Source organism: Kitasatospora sp. NPDC089913 (genome assembly GCF_044748625.1).
Lineage (GTDB): Bacteria > Actinomycetota > Actinomycetes > Streptomycetales > Streptomycetaceae > Kitasatospora.
The window spans coordinates 273,848-290,842 of record NZ_JBIVGI010000002.1 but is presented as its reverse complement, the minus strand read 5'-3'; the positions used below and the strand labels follow the sequence as shown (position 1 = coordinate 290,842).

The following is a 16,995-nucleotide window of genomic DNA, read 5'->3' as shown; positions in this document are numbered from 1 at the left end:
GAGGGTGGTGACTCGGCGGGCGGTGCGGTGGACGGTGCGGTGGCGGGTGCGGTGCCGGTCCGGTCGAAGTACTCGTTCAGCGGCCGGTGCTGCCCCGGCCGCGCAGCGCGGCCCGGCGGGCGTCGGCACGCTGCCGGGCCGACTGGACCACCTCGGGGGTGGCACCGCTGTCGTCGTCGAGCCAGCGCCCGAGGGAGGCGATGTCGCGGAAGCTGAACAGGTCGGGCACCCGCACCCGGCGGTCGAACCGCCGGGTCATCAGCCGGGCCAGCCGGACCAGCAGCAGCGAGTCCCCGCCCAGGTCGTAGAAGGCTGCCTGCACGTCGATGCCCGCCGGGTCGAGGTCGAGCAGCTCGCCCCAGATCTCCGCGAGGGCGGTCTCGGTCGGCGTGCTCGGCGCCGTCCGCGGGCCGTCGGCGCCGGTGGTCGGCGCGGGCGGCTCGGGGAGCGCGCCGCGGTCGAGCTTCCCGCCGGGACCCAGCGGCAGGGCGGGCAGGACCACGACCGCGGCGGGCACCATGTAGTCGGGGAGGCCGGCGGCGAGACGGGCGGTGACGGCGCTCTGGAGCGCGGCGTCCAGCCGGGGACCGGCCGGGGCGGCCGCGTCCGCCTCCGCGACGTCCCCGGCGGGCACGACGTAGCCGACCAGCCGGTTGCCCCGGACGACGACGGCGGCCTCGCGGACCTCGGGGCAGCCGGTCAGCCGGGCCTCGACCTCCTCCAGCTCGATCCGGTAGCCGCGCAGCTTGACCTGGTGGTCGGTCCGGCCGAGGAAGCGCAGCTCGCCGTCCTCGGTGAACCTGACCAGGTCCCCGGTGCGGTAGATCCGTTCGCCGTCCAGGAACGGGTCCGGCAGGAAGCGCTCGGCCGTCGTGCGCGGCCGGTTGACGTAGCCGTGCGCGAGGCCGACGCCGCCGAGGAACAGCTCGCCCGCCTCCCCGGCCGGGACCCGCCGCAGCTCCTCGTCCAGCACGTACACCCGGGCCGTGGTCGTCGGCGGGCCGATGGTCGGCTCGTCCGTCCCCCCGGCGGGCACCGGCCCGAACGAGCAGAACACCGTCCCCTCGGTGGGGCCGTAGGCGTTGAACACCCGCTCGACGCCGGTCTCCCGGTACGTCCGGTCCACCAGCTTGCGCCGCAGCGCCTCGCCGCCGAACACGACCGAGCGCACGTTCGGCGGCAGCGCCCCCGCGTCGAGCAGCCCGTTCATGACCGACGGGACCATGTTCAGATGGGTGATCCGGTCGGCGTGCCGGCTCTCCGCCAGGTGCACGGCGCTCTGGACCAGGACGAGGGAGCCGCCCCGGCAGAGCGCGTTGAAGATCTCCATCACCGACATGTCGAAGCAGACCGAACTGGCCGCCGCGACACCGCTGAGGTCGCAGCCCTCCAGGATCCGGTCCATCTCGGCGAGCATCGCCACGCAGCCCGCGTGCCGGACGGCCACGCCCTTGGGGGTGCCGGTGGAGCCGGAGGTGTAGATGATGTACGCGGTGTCCCCGGGCACGACGGCCGTGGGCGCCTCACCGGGCTCGGTGGTGACGCTCTCGCCGAGCACCACCACGGTCGGCCCGGCCGGGCAGCCGGCCCGGGAGGCGGGGGTGGTCAGCAGCAGCCGGGTGCCGCTGTCCCGGACCATGAACGCCAGCCGCTCGGCCGGGTAGTTCGGGTCCAGTGGCAGGTAGCAGGACCCGGACCGCAGTACCGCCAGGATCGCCACCAGCAGGTCGGGGGTGCGCTCGACGCAGATGCCGACCGGGACGCCGGGGCCGGCACCGTCGGCCACCAGGCGCTCGGCCAGCGCCTGGGAACGCCGGTCGAGTTCCCGGTAGGTCAGCGCTCCGGCATCGGAGTGGACGGCGATCGCGTCGGGGTTCTTGGCCGCTTGCGCGACAAACTCGGAGTGCAGGGTTTCGGTCACCGGTCCGTCTCCTCCGGGAGGCCGCCCGGCGCGAGGTCGCCGAGCGCCAGGTCGGGTCGATCGATCGAGTCGAAGAGCACAGTGCGGTACAGCGCGAGCAGGTCTGTCACGGTCCGCCTTTCCAGGTAGCTCGGTTTGAACTGGACGTGGCCGGCCACCTCGCCGTCGATGTCGGCCATCGAGATCTCCAGGTCGAACTTGGCGAGGTGCCTGCGCACCTGGAGCGGTTCGAGCGGGAGCGCGCTGTCCGGGGCGAGCGTGTCGCCGACGCCGTGGAAGAGCTTCACCGAGCGCGGGAACGCGTCCGAGGAGAGCCAGTTGACCACCACGTCGAACCACGGGGAGCGGCCCTCCAGGCGCGGCGGCTTGAGCTGGGCCGCCAGCAGGTCCAGGGGGTAGTTCATGTGCTCCAGCAGGCCGAGCGAGAACGCGTGCACCTCGCCCAGGAGTTCGCGGAAGCTGCGACCGGCGGAGGGGTTCGCCCGGACCAGTACCGTGTTGAGGTAGTAGCCGACCGCGGACTCCCAACCGGGCTCGGAGCGCTGGGCGATGGCCGTGGCCAGCACCGAGTCCTCCGTCCCGGTCGCCCGGTTGATGGTGGCGAAGAACCCGGCCAGCACGACCGTGCTGACCGACACGCCCTCGCGCAGCGCGAACTCCCGCAGCCGTCGGGTCTCTTCGGCACTCCAGCGGAAGGCGAGGTCGCGGCCCTCGTAGGTGACGCCCGGCGGGCGCTCCTTGTCGGAGAAGTCCAGCCGGGCCGGCGGGTCGGCCAGCTTCGCCGACCACCAGTCGAGGGCGGCGTCCGCGGCCGGACCGGCCAGCCACTGCCGCTCCCGGGCGACGAACTCCGTGTACGGGGCTGCGGGGGCCCGGCCGGCCGGGTCGGCGCCCTGGTAGAACTCCTGGATCTCGCGGATCATGACGTCCGCCGAGGCCGCGTCCGAGGCGATGTGGTGGACCAGCACCAGCAGGTAGTGGTCCGCCGGGCCGCGCCGCAGCAGGACGACCCGCACCAGCGGCCCGTAGTCCAGGTCCAGCGGCCGGTGCCCGTGCCGGGCCAGCTCCTCGCGGGCCTGCTCGTCGTCCAGTCCGGAGGTGTCCGCCACCACGAACTCGTACACCGGCTCGTCCAGGACGACCTGGTACGGGCTGCCGCCCGCTTCCACGAACAGGGTGCGCAGGGCGGGGTGGCGGTCCAGGACGGCCCGGACCGCGCGCTCCAGCACCGCTTCGTCGACCGCGGTGCGGATCCGGGCGGTGACCATGAAGTTGTAGGGCACGGCGTCCGGCGCGACCATCTGCATGAACCACAGCGAGGCCTGGCCGTGCGAGGCCGGTGCGAGGGTGAGGCCGAGGCCGTCGGCGCGCAGCTGCTCCAGGGCCGGCGCGTCGGTGGCCTCCAGCAGGCCGCGGGCGTCGAGTTCCTCCACCAGCTCCTCGGCGTCGAGTTCGGACAGGCTGTCGAGGAAGGACGGCTCGGGGGCCGGTGCCGCGGCGGCCGCGGGCGCGGGTACGGGCGCGGGCTCGGCCCCGGGTACGGGCGCCTGGGCTGGTGCGGCGGCGGCCGGTGCGGGGGCGACCGCGGGCGCGGGCGCCGGTACGGGTGCGGGCGTGCCGCCGACGATCCCGACGAAGTGGGCGACCACCTCGGCGATCGAGCGTCCGTCCAGGAAGACCACCGGCGACACCCGGTGCCCGAACAGCGACTGCATCCGGTTGACCAGGCGGATCGCCAGCATCGAGTCGAGGCCGAAGTCCCGCAGTCCGGCGTCCGCGTCGAACCGGCTCACCGGCACGCCCAGCGCGTCGGCCAGCTCGGCCAGCACGAGTTCGTCCACCGCCCGGGCCGCGGGTGCCGCCGCCGCTGCCGGTGCCGCGGCCGGTGCCGCCGTCCCGGCCTCCGCCGCGCTCCGGGTGGCGTTCGGAACGGCGTTCGGGGCGGCGTTCAGCGCGGCGTTCGTGCTCGTGCTCGCGCCCACCGTCGAGGACGGGCCGACGCCCGGGAGCGACGCGGGCGCGAGGTGGGCCTCGGTGTCGATCCAGTACCGGTCCTTCTGCCACTGGACGAGCGGCGTCTCCACCACCTCGACGTCGTCGGCGAACAGCGGGTCGAAGGTCAGCGGGACACCCCGGACGTACAGTGAGGCGACGGCGTCCAGCAGGCAGCGGAGGTCGCTCTCCTCGCGCCGCAGGGAGTTGACCGCGTGCACCCGGGCGCCCCGGGTCAGCGCGATCTCCTCGACCGCGCCGCGCAGCGTCTCGTGCGGTCCGATCTCGACGAAGGTGCCGATCCCCCGGTCGACCAGAGCGCCGATCGTCTCGGCGAACCGGACCTGGTTGCGCAGGTTGTGGACCCAGTAGTCGACGTCGGCGACCGGGTTCACCGCGCCCGCCAGGGCCGTCGAGTGGAAGTCGAGTTGGGGGGTCAGCGGGGTGATGCCGTCGATGCGGGCCCGCAGCGGCGCGATCAGCGGGTCCATGCCGGGGCTGTGCACCGGCCGTTCGACCCGGATCCGGCGCACCGAGACGCCGTCCCGCTTCAGCTCCGCCTCCAGCGCGTCCACGGCCCCGGGCGAGCCGGAGACCGCCGCGCTGGTGGGGCTGTTGACCACGGCGATCGCCGCGTGCGCGGCGTACGGTGCGAGCCGGGGCAGCAGTTCCGCCTCCGGCAGGTCGACCGAGATCATCGCTCCGGCGGCGGCCTCGCGCTCCAGCAGGTGGGAGCGGGCGACCACCACCCGGGCGGCGTCCTCCAGCGACAGCGCGCCGGAGACGCAGGCGGCGGCGACCTCGCCCAGGCTGTGCCCGACCACGGCCGCCGGCCGGATGCCGAGCCCGAGCCAGACCTGCGCCAGTGAGACCTGGAGGGCGAACAGCACCGGCTGCTGGAAGTCCATCTCCTCGTACCTGGCCGACTCGGCCGGGGCGGCCAGCAGGTCGAGCACCGAGGCGCCGCCGGCCGCGCGCACGGCGTCGTCGCAGGCCCGCATCCAGGTGCGGAACCCGGCGTGGGAGCGCAGCAGTTCGCGGCCCATGCCGACCCACTGGGTGCCCCCGCCGGAGAACACCAGCGCCACCCGGCGGTCGGCGCCGCCGGACACGGTGCCGGTGACGAGCCCGGGGTGCGGCTGTCCGGCGGCGACCCGGGCGAGTCCGTCCAGGACGTCCTGGCGGGAGCGGGCGAGCAGCGCGATCCGGTGGTTGTGGTGGCTGCGCCGGGCGGCCAGGGTGTAGGCGAGGTCGGAGACCCGCAGGGCGGTGTTCCGCTCGACGTGGCTGGAGAGTTCGCGGCAGGTGTCGGTCAGCGCGCCGGCCGTCCTGGCGGAGACGGTGACGAGGTACGGGTCGCCGTCCGCCGGGGCCGTGCCGGTGGACCCGGCCCCGCCCCGGCCGGGCGCGACGTGCCGCCCGCGGTCACCGGCGAGGAACGGGTGGGCCGCGACCGGGAGTCCGGCGGTGAACAGGGCGCCGAGCGAGCCGAGCAGGGTGGCGGCCTCGTCGGCACCCCGGCGCATCGAGGGCAGCGTGGTCGCGGGCAGGATCTCGGACGCCGACTTCAGCAGCAGGGGGTGCGGGCCGAGTTCGACCACCGCGTCGACCCGGTGCTCGCGCAGCTCCAGCAGCGCGTCCACCACCAGGATCTCCTGGCGGAGGTTGGCCGCCCAGTACTCCGGTCCGAGCTCCGCCCCGTCGACGTGCTCGCCGGTGACCGTCGAGATCATCGGGATCCGGGCGGTGCGGGGCCGGATGCCGGCGAGTTCCGCCTTCAGCGGGTCCAGGACGTGGTCGACCAGCGGCGAGTGCGGGGCGTGCCCCATCCGCACCCGGTGGTTGGTGACGTCGGCCTCGGTGAGCCGCCGGACGAGTTCGTCGATCTCCTGCGGAGTGCCGGTCACCAGGGTGGAGTTGAGGCCGTTCTGCCCGGAGAGGGTGAGTCCGCCGGTCAGGTAGGGCCGCACCTCGTCGGCCGGCGCCATCACCACGATGCCCTCGCCCCGGCCCACCGCCAGCTGCTGGAGCAGCCGCCCGTGGTGGGCGGCCAGCAGGGAGGCGTCGTCGTAGTCCAGGGCGCCGGCGACGTACGAGGCGGCGAACTCGCCGACGCTCTGGCCGAGCACGACGTCCGGCTCCACGCCCAGCGAGCGCCAGGTCTCGGCCAGTGCGACCTGGAGCGAGAACAGCAGCGGCTGGAAGACGTCCATGTCGTCCAGCCGGCCGTCGGCGGAGAGCAGATGCTCCACCGGGGAGAGGCCGACCAGCTCCCGCATTCGGCGGTCGGAGCGCATCATCGACCGCCGGAACACCGGCATTCCGGCCAGGAGTTGGCGGCCCATGCCGACCCACTGCGAGCCGTTCCCGGAGAACAGGAACGCCACCCGCGGCCGCCGCCCGGCCGCTTCCCCGGCACTCAGCCCGGCGGCGGGCGCGTCGTTCGCGAAGGCGTCCAGCTGGGAGCGGAGTTCGGACATGTCGCGGGCGGCCGCCGCGAGCCGGAACGGGCCCTCGCCCGGGGCGCGGCGGCAGAGCTCGCGCAGGTCGGTCCCGTCCCGCAGGGCGTGCGCCCGCTCGGCCAGCTCCTCCCGGGAATCCGCGGCCAGCAGCAGCAACGAGGCTTCGGGGCGCGGCAGTTCCTCGACCGCGACGTGGCAGATCGCGCCACCGAAACCGAACGAGCTGACACCGCCCCGGCGGGCGTCGGAGTACCGCGGCCAGGGCGTCAGCCGGTCCTGGACGGTGAGGTTGTACTCGTCGAACAGGATCTGCGGGTTCGGCGCGCTGTAGTGCAGGCTCGGGGGCAGCACCCCGTTGCGCATCGACATCGCCAGCTTGACCAGGCCGACGATGCCGGCCGCCGCCTCCAGGTGCCCGACGTTGGACTTCACCGAGCCGAGCCGGAGCGGCTGCGCGCGGTCGGCGCCGCCCAGGACGGCGCCGATGGCGTTGGCCTCGATCGGGTCGCCGAGCGGCGTCGCCGAGCCGTGCGCCTCGATGTAGTCCACGAGGTGCGGGTCGATGCCGGCCCGCCGGTACGCGGTGCGGAGCATCTTCTCCTGCGCCTGCGGGTTCGGTGCGGTCATGCCGTTGCTCAGACCGTCGTTGTTGGAGGAACTGCCCTTGATCAGGCAGTACACCGGGAGTTCGCGCTCCAGCGCCACGCTCAGCGGGGCCAGCACCACGACCCCGGCGCCCTCGCCGCGGACGTAGCCGTTGGCGCGCGCGTCGAAGGACTTGCAGCGGCCGTCCGGGGCGAGCGCCCCCATCGCGTCCATGGCGGTGTAGTAGTCGGAGACGAAGCTCAGGTTCACGCCGCCGGCCAGCACCAGGTCGCTCTCGCCCAGTTGGATCGACTGGCAGCCCACGTGCACCGAGACCAGCGAGCCGGCGCAGGCGGCGTCGATGGCCATGCTCGGGCCCTGGAGGCCGAGGATGTAGGACACCCGGTTGGCGATGATGCCGTCGTGCATGCCGGTCGCGGTGTGCGGGGTGATCTGGGCATCGGGGCCGCGGTAGTGCGCCAGTGCGGCGTAGTCGCCCCAGCAGGAGGCCATGAACACGCCGGTGTCGCTGCCGACCAGGCTGTGCGGCGCGATCCCCGCGTCCTCCAGCGCCTCCCAGCACAGCTCCAGGACCAGCCGCTGCTGCGGGTCCATCTGGACGGCCTCGCGGGGCGAGATGCCGAAGAACAGCGGATCGAACCGGTCGATGTCGTCGATGAACCCGCCCCAGCGCACCCGGTCGTTCAGCAGGGCCCGGCGCGCGGCCGGCACCGGTCCGACGGCGTCGCCGCCCTCCACCAGCAGCTGCCAGAACCCGGCCGGGTCGGCGCCGCCGGGGAAGCGGCAGCCGATGCCGACGACGGCGACCGGCTCGTTCGGCGCGGCCCGTCGGCCGGGGGCGGGCGCGGCGGCGGCCCCGGCCTCCTGCGGGCCCTCGACCAGCGCGCGGGCCAGTCCGTCGACGGTCGGGTACTGCCACATCATGGTGGCCGGGACGCGCCGGCCGAGGAACTCGGAGAGCGCGGCGGCGAGGACCACCGACTGCGCGGACTCCAGACCGTACCGGTGCATCGGGGCACGGCGGTCGACGGTGTGCGCGGGCACGTTCAGCAGCTCGGCGAACCGGGAAAGCAGGAAATCGGTGACGCTGGACAGGTCTCGCGCTGCGCGCTCTTGAGGCATGGCGACTCCCTCGGCAGGGCGGGGTGGGGGTGGCGGGGGCGGCCGGCGTACTGCGGCCGGGCGGAGCGTCAGCGCCGGCGGGGCAAGGAGCGGCCGGCGGCCCGTAAGATCATCATGGGCATGACATGGATGACTCCGTGACCGGGCAACGCTGCTCCTCCCGTGGCAAGAAGAACGGCCCGAAAGCGCCGGAGCGCGCGGCCGGGCCGCGCAGCCCGGGCATCCGAGGCGTTTGCGAGATTGCTCGATGGATCGCACATCAGCGGCCTACGACGGGCCGACGGTCTCCTCGTCCGCCGTGAGACGCGAGGAGTGCACCGGCTACAGGATTGCGTACAACGCGTGTCCGTCGTCGTGGTGGCGAGATTTGATCGACAAAGTGTCCGATTCGATCTCCTGGAGCCGGGCGTTACGCTCGGGTACCATCCGTGTACAAGTGGGCTGGACAGCCGTTGATCGGGCAATGCAAGCTGGCCCCATGGCAGTTGAGACCTTCGACGTACCGTCCGACCACGTTCACGGCGTCTGGCCAGGGCGTTTCCCGCAGTCCTCGGTGCAGCGCGGCCCCGCCCGGACGGCCGCCCGCCACGACGCCGGCGGGAGGCCCGCATGACCGACATCGCCGTCGAACCGGTGGTCCGGCCCGGCCTCGCGCTCGGCGTGCTGGCCGGCGCGCTCGCCCTGGACGTGAGCGGCCTCGGAGTGCTCAACGCCGCCCTCCCGTCGGTGGGGGAGCGGTTCGATCTGGCCGACACCACACTCCAGTGGGTGATGACCGCCTACGCCGTCACCTTCGCCGGCTTCCTGCTCATCGGCGGCCGACTTGCCGATGTGCTGGGCCGGCGCCGGGTGTTCGAGGCCGGCGTCGCCCTGTTCACGGTGTCCGCGCTGGTCGGGGCGGCCGCGCCGAGCACCGGCGTCCTGCTGGGCGCGCGGGCCGTCCAGGGCATCGGCGCCGCGCTGTCGGGACCGGCCGCCCTGGCCCTGCTCACCCAGACCTTCCCGGCCGGGCCGGCCCGCAACCGGGCCTTCAGCGTCTACGCGGCCGTCGGCGCCGCGAGCTTCAGCGGCGGGGTGATGCTCGGCGGCGTGCTGACCCAGTTCTGGGGCTGGCGTTCGGTGCTGTGGTTCTCGGTCCTCCTCGGCCTCGCCGTGCTGGCCGCGACCCGGGCCGGGCTGCCCGACAGCCCGGGGCACAGCGGCCGCCTCGACCTGCCCGGCGCGATCACCGGCACCCTCGGCCTCACCCTGCTGGTCGTCGGCGTCAGCAGCGACGGCGCCGCGGTCTGGTTCCTGCTCGCCGCCGCCGCGGTCGCGCTGGCGCTGTTCGTCCTCCGGGAGAGCCGCACCACCGACCCGGCCCTCCCGCTCGGCCTCTTCCGGCTGGCCCCGGTCCGGTCGGCCAGCCTCGCGGCCTTCCTCCAGTACATGGGCTCGGTCGGGATGCTGTTCTTCGCGCCGCTCTACCTCCAGGGCATGCTGGACTACTCGCCCTTCGAGTCCGGACTCGCCCTGGTGCCCATGTCGGCGGCCGTCTTCCTCACCGCCAACTTCGCCACCGGCCGCCTGCTCGCCCGCTGGACCCCGAGCACCCTGATGGCGGTCGGCCTCGTCCTGATCGGCGTCGGCACCGGCCTGTGGGTGACCACCCCGCTCGACGGGAACTACGCCCTGCACGTCCTGCCGGGCCTGGTGCTCAGCGGCATCGGACAGGGCCTCAACTTTCCCTCGATGACCTCCGCCGCCCTCTCCGGCGTCCCCGGCGAACAGCACGCCGTCGCCGGCGCGGTCAACGTCGTCACCCAGCAGATCGGCGCGAGCGCCGGTGTGGCCGTCCTGGTCCTGGTCGCCGGCACCCGCGACGACCACCTCGCCGGCTACCACCTCGCCTACCTCACCGCCGCCCTCGCCTGCGTCGCCGGCGCCGCCCTCATCGGCCTCCGCCGCCGGACCTGAGCCGCTCTCCTCCCCGCGGGAGCGGGGAGCAGCAGGGGTGCAGCAGGAGGGGAGGAGCAGCATCCGCACCGTCCACCGCCGAGGAGCGCCGTGGTCACCACCGTCGACTCGCTGACTTCCCGCCTGTGCGACCTGCTGTTCGGGCACCTGACCAACAGCGGCGTCGACGTGGTGGCGGGCCTCCACGACGTCGTCGCGCGCGCCGCCGTCCTCGGCCCCGACGGCGCGTGGCTCGCCGCCGCGGCCCACGCCGACCTGTCCGACCTGGCCGTCGCCCAGGGGCAGGTGGACCTCGGCCTGCGCCATCTCGACGCCGCCGTGGACAGCGGCTACAACGACTGCGTGGCCCTCCACGTCCCCACCGTGCTCCCGCTGCACCGGGACCCCCGCTTCCGGGCCGCCTACGGGCGGATGCGCGTCACCCGGGCGGACCTGGACGAGTTCTTCTGGCTGCACCGGGAGATGCGGATCGCGGTGAGCGACGCCCGCACCGCGACCGTCGACAACATCGGCCGCCTCGACACCGGGGTGTCCCCGCTCCCGCAGGCCCCGCTGCCCACCCGCGAGCCGAACACCCCCGGCGTCCTGATCACCCGCCTCCACCTCGCCGTGGTCCAGGGCGCGCTCCAGCGGTCCGCCGTGAAGGCGGAGTTCGGCCGCAGCGCGGGCAACACCGCGCTCGACCTGATCGACGGCACCTGGGACCCGATCCGCGCCGGGTACGACGCCCGGCACGCGGACGACCTCGACACCCGCCGCCACCACGCCGCGCAGGCCCGCGCCTTCACCGAACGCCCCGGCGTCTCGACCGTCCTCGTCCCCTGCCCGCCGCTCGGCTCCGTCCACTACCCGGCCTGAGCGGCACCCGGCCGACCGCCGACCGCCGGCCGCCGACCGCCGGTCGACCGCCGGCCGGGTGCGGCCGGGTGCGGCCGTGCGGACGGGAGCCGGAGCGCCGTCCGCGTCACTCCGGCAGCGGCGGGTCGAGCGGCGGGTCGGTCAGCGATTCGAGCAGGGCCCGGGCCTCCTCCGCCTCCGGGACGCCCAGGGCGGAGTGGATCCCGACGGCCTGCCCGGCGTGCCTCCGCGCAGCCTCCGGTTCGCCCAGGCGCAGGTGCGCACGGGCCAGCCCGACGTGGATCCGGCCCAGGTTGTAGCGCTCCCCGGTGTGCGGCAGGAACTCGAGCGCGGCCCGGTAGTGGCGCAGGGCACTCTCCGGGGCGTCCATGGCCAGCAGGGCGTCACCGAGCAGGGTGTGCGACTCGGCCTGGCCGAAGGTGTCGTCGAGGCCGCGGTGCAGCTCCAGGGCCTCCTGGAACAGGTCGAGGGCCTCCGGGTGGCGGTTCAGCCTCTGCTGGTGCTCGCCGAACTGGTTGAGCGCGATCGCCTGACCGAGGCGGTTGCCGCCGCGCCGGTGGAACTCCAGCGCCTCCCGGTGGTGGTCCAGCGCCTCCCGCATCCGCCCGAGCCTGGTCAGCGTCGGACCCAGATTGGTCAGCGCGATCGACTCCACCGCCGGCTCGGGGAGTTCCCGGGCGAGCCGCAGCGCCTCCAGGTGGTGGTCGAGGGCCTCCTCCAGCCGCCCCGTCCGGGTGAGCGTGAGGCCGAGGTTGGCCAGGACGTGGGCCTCGCCGTTGCGGTTGCCGGTGCGCCGCTGGAGTTCCAGCGCCCGGTGGAGCAGGTCGAGTGCCTGCGGGAAGTCGCCCAGCTGGTACTGGACCAGCCCGAGGTGCCGCAGCGCGGCCGCCTCCCGGGCCGGACTGCCGAGCTGCCGGGTGGCCCGGAGCGCGCCGAGCCCCAGCCCGAGGGCCTCCTGCGCGGGCAGATGGCGCTTGAGGTGGCGCCAGAGGATCGCCGGCAGGTCCGCGGCGTACTCCGGCAGGTCGGCCTCGGCGGCGTGGCGGGTGAGCGCCAGCAGATTGGCGTGCTCCCGGGTCAGCCACCGCGTCGCGTCCGCCGGGTCGGCGAACACCAGCGGCGTGCCGCCGCCGGCGCCGCCGGGGGCGGGCGGCCGCGGCCGGTGGTGCCGCTCCAGCGGGACGAGCACGTCCATCGCCGAGGCGGCGGTGTGCCGGTAGTGGTCGAACAGCCGGACCAGCGCGGACCGCCGGACCGGCGTGGCCGCCTCGCGCGCGAGCAGCTCACCGGCGAAGGCGCGCAGCAGGTCGTGGAAGGTGTACCGGAACGCCGCGTGCTCGACCAGCAGGTGGTGGTTGTGCAGCGACTCCAGCAGCTCCTCCGTGTCGTCCAACGGCGCATCGACGAGGGCGGCGAGGGCGTGCGGCGTGACGTCCTCCCCGGGATGCAGCGCCGCCAGCCGGAACGCGCCCCGCTGCGCCGGGGTGAGGGAGCGGTAGGACTCGACGAAGGCCGCCGCGACGCTCTGGTCCTGGTTGGACAGCTCGGTCAGCAGCTTCTGCGGACGCCGGATCCGCTCCAGCAGCTCGACCGGCGTCCAGGCGGGATGGTGGGCCAGCCGGGCGGCGGCGATCCGCAGCGCGAGCGGCAGCCTGCCGCAGCGGGTGACGATCTCCTCCACGGTGGCGTCGTGGCCCGCGACCCGGTCCGGTCCGGCGACCCGGGTGAACAGCTCCACGGCCTCGTCGTGGCCCAGCACGTCCAGCGGCACGCCGACCGCCCCGTCCAGTCCGGGCAGGCGCCGCCGGGACGTCACCAGGACCAGGCAGTGCGGGCCGCCGGGGATCAACGGGCGGACCTGCGCCGCGTCGACGGCGTTGTCCAGCACCAGCAGGTACCGCTGGTCCGCCGCCCGGCTGCGCCAGAGCCGGGCGCGCTCCTCGGTGTCCGGGGGCAGCGCGTTCTCATTGACACCGACCGCCCGGAGCAGGGCGGCCAGCGCCGCGCCCGGGTCGAGCGGCCGCTGGCCCGGGGTGGCGCCGCGCAGGTCCACGAAGAGCTGCCCGTCGGGGAACCGGTCGGCGAGGGCGTGTCCGACATGGACGGCCAGGGCGGTCTTGCCGACCCCGGCCATGCCGTCGATGGCCGAGATCACCAGCGGACGCGCCCGCGGACCGCCCGGTCCGGCGGCCAGGGCCAGCAGCCGGTCCACCTCGCCGCGGCGTCCGGTGAAGTCCGGGACGGCGTAGGGCAGCAGCCGGGGCACCACGTGGTCGGCCGGCCGTTCCCCGGCGGGCTGCGGCTCCGACTCCCCGCGGGCCGCGCCGAGCAGCCGGTCGCGGTCGGCCGGCTCCAGCCCGAGGGCGGTGGCCAGCCGCGCCACCGACGACAGCCGGGGCCGTCGGCGTCCGGACTCCAGCACGCTGATCGCGTGGGTCGAGAGGCCCGACCGTTCCGCGAGGTCCTCCTGCGTCCACCCGGTCGAGTACCGGTACTGCCGAAGCAGTGTTCCGAAGTCCCCCAGCACGATCGCCTCCGGTGAGTGGTCGTCCGGGGGAGCGGCGACGGCAGGGCGCGACCCGGCCCGCGGAGACACGTCCCCCGTCGTGACTCCCGGTCCATGACCCTGACGGGCCCCTGACAACGGATCATCATAGAACGCCGAACGGAATCGGTGGGGTGGGCGGCCGGTGTTGGCCGGGACAGGTTCCCGGGCCGGTTCCCGGGCGGGTTGCCGGGCGGGTTGCCGGGCGGGTTCCCGGGTCGGGGGAACCGGGGGCCCGGCGTACAGGACGGCCCCGGCGTGCAGGGCGGCCCCGGCGTACAGGACGGCCCCGGCCCGGCGGGGAGATCACCCGCCGGGCCGGGGCTGCCCCGGGGCGCCCCGCGGAGTCAGTGCACCGGCATCGACATGTAGACCGCGCGCCGCCCGTAGGACGCGGGCACGGCCACCTCCCGGTGCGAGCGGTAGCCGATGATCCGCAGCAGGATGTCCGCCCCGCGCACCGCGACCATCGAGATCTGCTCGAAGCCCAACTCCTCGGCCCGCGACCGGAAGTGTCGCATGAACCCCAGCGCGACCTCCCGGCCGCGCAGGTCCTCGGCGATCACCAGGTCGTGCACGTGCAGGTTGTCCGACTCGAACGCGGTGTCCTCCGCCCGGGCGAGGTCCGGACAGCGCAGCGGCGGGTACGGCAGGCTCAGCAGGTAGCCGCGGACCGTGCCGCTCTGCTCCAGCACGAAGCAGGTCTCCGGCGAGGCGACGGCGCGGGACTGCAGCGCCTCCCGGCCCTCCGACAGGCCGTCGGCCGCGTAGGCGTCGTGCTCCAGCGCGACCACGGCGTCCCAGTCCGCGTCGGCGAGCTGCCGGATCAGGAAGTCCTCGCTCACCCGGCGGCCCCGTCCAGGCCGGGGCGCAGGCCCTCGGCGCGGGCGGCGGCCACCATCCCGGCCCAGGACTCCACCAGCACCGCCCAGCGCTCGGCGTCCTCCTGCGCCTCGTCCATCAGCTGCTGCCGCTTCCCGGCCACCACGTCCGCGAGTTCGGTGTACTTGCCGCCGAGCTTGCGGTAGGAGCGGTCCAGGACGTCCAGGCAGTGCTCGTTCCCGGCCCGGTCCCAGTCGACGCTGCCGCGCACCAGGTCGAGGATCGGCTCGACCCTCAGCCCGTACCGCTCGTCCAGCAGCCCGCGGCCGTGGTCGATCATCCCGCCGTAGACCGGGTACAGGTACAGCATCGAGAGCAGGAACTTGACGAACCGCATCTGGTACGAGACGAAGCCGGCGCCGGTGCGGCGCTCCGGCGTGTAGTAGTTGACGATGTGGCGGTTATGGACCACGCCGGGCGACTTGGAGTGCACCAGCGCGTGCAGCAGGGCGTAGTCGCAGCCGATGGTCTCGATCGAGGGCAGCAGCGGCAGCACCTCGTAGGCCCGGTGGTCCAGGGCGATGTTGCACATGTAGACGTTCCAGATGTCGGGCACGCCCAGGACGGACTCGTCCCCGTCGAACGGCTCGGCGCCGACGCCCTTGAAGGAGAGGTCCACCATCGCGTCCCGGTCCTCGTCCGACCACACCGGCGGGGTCCACAGGCGCACCAGGTCGCGGTAGACGGCCGGGTCGAGTTCGAGGATCTCGCCGATGTCCACGTTGAGTTCGCCGAGGAAGGAGCCGCTGACCAGCATCACCGGCAGGTCGGCGTCGGCCGGGTCGAGCTCGGAGCGGGTCACGACGGCCGCCGCCTCGCCGGCCGGCCGGCCGATCGAGAGCAGCTCGTGGTGGATCGGGAAGACCTTCTCGCCGTCGACGACCTGGAAGTCCGCGTCGTCGTTGCGCAGGTGCGTCGAGGTGCAGCCCAGGGCGGCCGCGGCGAGGAAGAGCCGGTTGACGCAGGAGCCGTACGCGACGGCCGGCGGGAGCATCAGGTCGAGCAGCAGCTCGGGGTCGGCGGTGCCACCGGAGCGCTCGGCCACCGCGCGGAAGAACTCCCGCTGCTCCGTGTTGCCGAGGTGGTGGACGAACACCCCGGGCGTGGGGGCCAGTGCGGCGACGGCGTCCGCGTTCTTCGCGAACTCGGCGTCGTCGGTGGTGTCGAGGACGAGGAGGTGCACCTCGACCCCGAAGGTCGCGACGGCGTAGGCCGCCTCCTCGGCGAGGTCCACGATGGTACCGGGGCAGGAACGCATGGTGGGCAGGGCGAGGCAGACTCGTTGCATCTGTGGAACTCTCCGTCTGATCGTCAGATTCGGTGCGGCGGCGGTCGGTTGGGTCGCGGGACGGCGCGCGGTCGGCGTACGGCGCCGCCACCGCGGCGTCCCGGCGTCCCGGGCGGACCTCCACGCCGGCGTCCCCCGCCGCGCATGCGGCCTCCCTGCCGGCGGCCTCGCTCCACCAAGGTGGACTAGACCAACTTCAGTGTCAACGGAGTGCTTTCGGCGAGCGGGCGGCGACACCCGGACACTGCCCGATGGGGCACGCTCCGATGCCCTCGCACGGACCTCGGCGGCATGGCGGACGCCACCGCTCCTGGCTGATGCCCGACAACCGACCGACGGTGAAAGGGCCCTCCATGAGCGGCCGGACGGGCAGCACGATTCCCGCCGGCGCGCTCTGCCGTCCGGCCCCGACCGCCCGGATCAGCCCGTCACGACCCGGCACCGACCGGGTGGACGGCGATCTCCGCGAGGGCCTTGTCGTCGTGCGGCTTGTTGCGGGGCCACGTCCGGCCGTCCGGGTCCCGCTCCTCGGCCCGGTGGACGCCGTCGACCACGGCCTGCGGGTGGTCCGCCCGGCAGGCGGCGGCCAGCTCCTCCCAGGAGTGCAGGCGGTAGTCGTCCACCGCGGCCGAGACGCCGTCGGTGGCGGCGAGGACCTGGGCGACCTCGTCGAGCGGCCAGGAGGCGGTGAGCGCCCGACGGCCGGCCTCCGGCACCGCCTCGGCCACCCAGTAGCCGCCCGGCCGGTTGATCCAGCCCATCTGCGCGTCCCGGAGCTCGCGCAGCAGCTCCCGGTGCCGCTCGTCGAAACCGCTGCCACCGGCCAGGCGGCGGCGGTACTCGGCGGCCTGCGGACGGGACTCGACCAGCGTCGCGAGCCGCGGATCGGTGAACACCCGGGCCGTTCCGTCACGGCCGACCACCGCGACCGGGCTGTCGCCGAGGACCGCGGCCTCGACGACCCGGCCGCGCAGGCGCACGATCGACACCGTCGCCGCCGGTGAGGCGCCCGGCACCAGCCCGTACGCGTGGGTGACCGCCGCGAGGGCGTCGTGCAGGACCTCGGTCAGCTCCGCCCGCGGGGCCGCCGTGAGGCCGTCGACCAGCAGCGCGCCGAGGGTGTCCGCGTACCAGCCGCCGCGCGGCCGCTCGTCGGAGAGCGTGGAGACCCCGTCCAGGACCACCACGGCGTCACCGGCGGGCGTGACGAACACGCGGTCCTCGCTCGGGCGGCTGTCCTGGCCGGCGCGCTCGCCCGTGCGGACGGAGAACACGAAGGGGGTGCTGGGCACGGAGCCGGTCCTTGTCGGTAGGAGGGGGGTGTCCGTCGAGAATAGACGCCCTGCTCCGGGGAACCGCCCTG

Annotated in this window: 8 protein-coding genes; 2 read left to right on the top strand and 6 right to left on the bottom strand. The window is 74.5% G+C overall.

Annotated features, from left to right (window positions below; all coding sequences use genetic code 11):
* Positions 1–76 precede the first annotated feature (76 nt).
* Together ACIPYS_RS05430 and ACIPYS_RS05425 are read right to left on the bottom strand one after the other, a co-directional pair.
* Complete coding sequence (locus tag ACIPYS_RS05430; RefSeq protein ID WP_400743410.1) at positions 77–1,921, bottom strand: amino acid adenylation domain-containing protein; 1,845 nt, start codon at positions 1,919–1,921, stop codon at positions 77–79.
* The gene (locus ACIPYS_RS05425; protein ID WP_400743407.1) at positions 1,918–8,103 is read right to left on the bottom strand and encodes an acyltransferase domain-containing protein; all 6,186 of its coding nucleotides are present in this window, start codon (positions 8,101–8,103) and stop codon (positions 1,918–1,920) included. The genes ACIPYS_RS05430 and ACIPYS_RS05425 overlap by 4 nt, the downstream gene beginning before the upstream one ends.
* A gap of 609 nt (positions 8,104–8,712) precedes the next feature.
* Here ACIPYS_RS05425 and ACIPYS_RS05420 point away from each other — a divergent pair.
* Both ACIPYS_RS05420 and ACIPYS_RS05415 read left to right on the top strand, forming a co-directional pair.
* Positions 8,713–10,059: an MFS transporter gene (locus ACIPYS_RS05420; RefSeq protein WP_093863343.1), complete on the top strand. Its 1,347-nt coding sequence runs from the start codon at positions 8,713–8,715 to the stop codon at positions 10,057–10,059.
* Positions 10,060–10,149: 90 nt separating this feature from the next.
* Positions 10,150–10,917, top strand: a complete 768-nt coding sequence (locus ACIPYS_RS05415) for a hypothetical protein (RefSeq protein WP_400743404.1) — start codon at positions 10,150–10,152, stop codon at positions 10,915–10,917.
* A gap of 106 nt (positions 10,918–11,023) precedes the next feature.
* Here the strand turns inward: ACIPYS_RS05415 and ACIPYS_RS05410 are convergent, their stop codons facing one another.
* The 4 genes from ACIPYS_RS05410 to ACIPYS_RS05395 form a co-directional block, all read right to left on the bottom strand.
* A complete protein-coding gene (locus ACIPYS_RS05410; RefSeq protein ID WP_400743401.1) occupies positions 11,024–13,444 on the bottom strand; it encodes a tetratricopeptide repeat protein in 2,421 nt (806 codons plus the stop codon).
* A gap of 365 nt (positions 13,445–13,809) precedes the next feature.
* Entirely contained in the window at positions 13,810–14,307 is a 498-nt protein-coding gene (locus ACIPYS_RS05405) for a GNAT family N-acetyltransferase (protein ID WP_400743399.1), read from the bottom strand.
* Positions 14,304–15,632 (bottom strand): DUF6271 family protein, encoded by a 1,329-nt coding sequence (locus tag ACIPYS_RS05400; RefSeq protein ID WP_093863347.1) that lies wholly within the window; start codon positions 15,630–15,632, stop codon positions 14,304–14,306. The genes ACIPYS_RS05405 and ACIPYS_RS05400 overlap by 4 nt, the downstream gene beginning before the upstream one ends.
* Positions 15,633–16,060: 428 nt before the next feature.
* The gene (locus ACIPYS_RS05395) at positions 16,061–16,924 is read right to left on the bottom strand and encodes a protein phosphatase 2C domain-containing protein (RefSeq protein ID WP_231978018.1); all 864 of its coding nucleotides are present in this window, start codon (positions 16,922–16,924) and stop codon (positions 16,061–16,063) included.
* Positions 16,925–16,995: the final 71 nt, after the last annotated feature.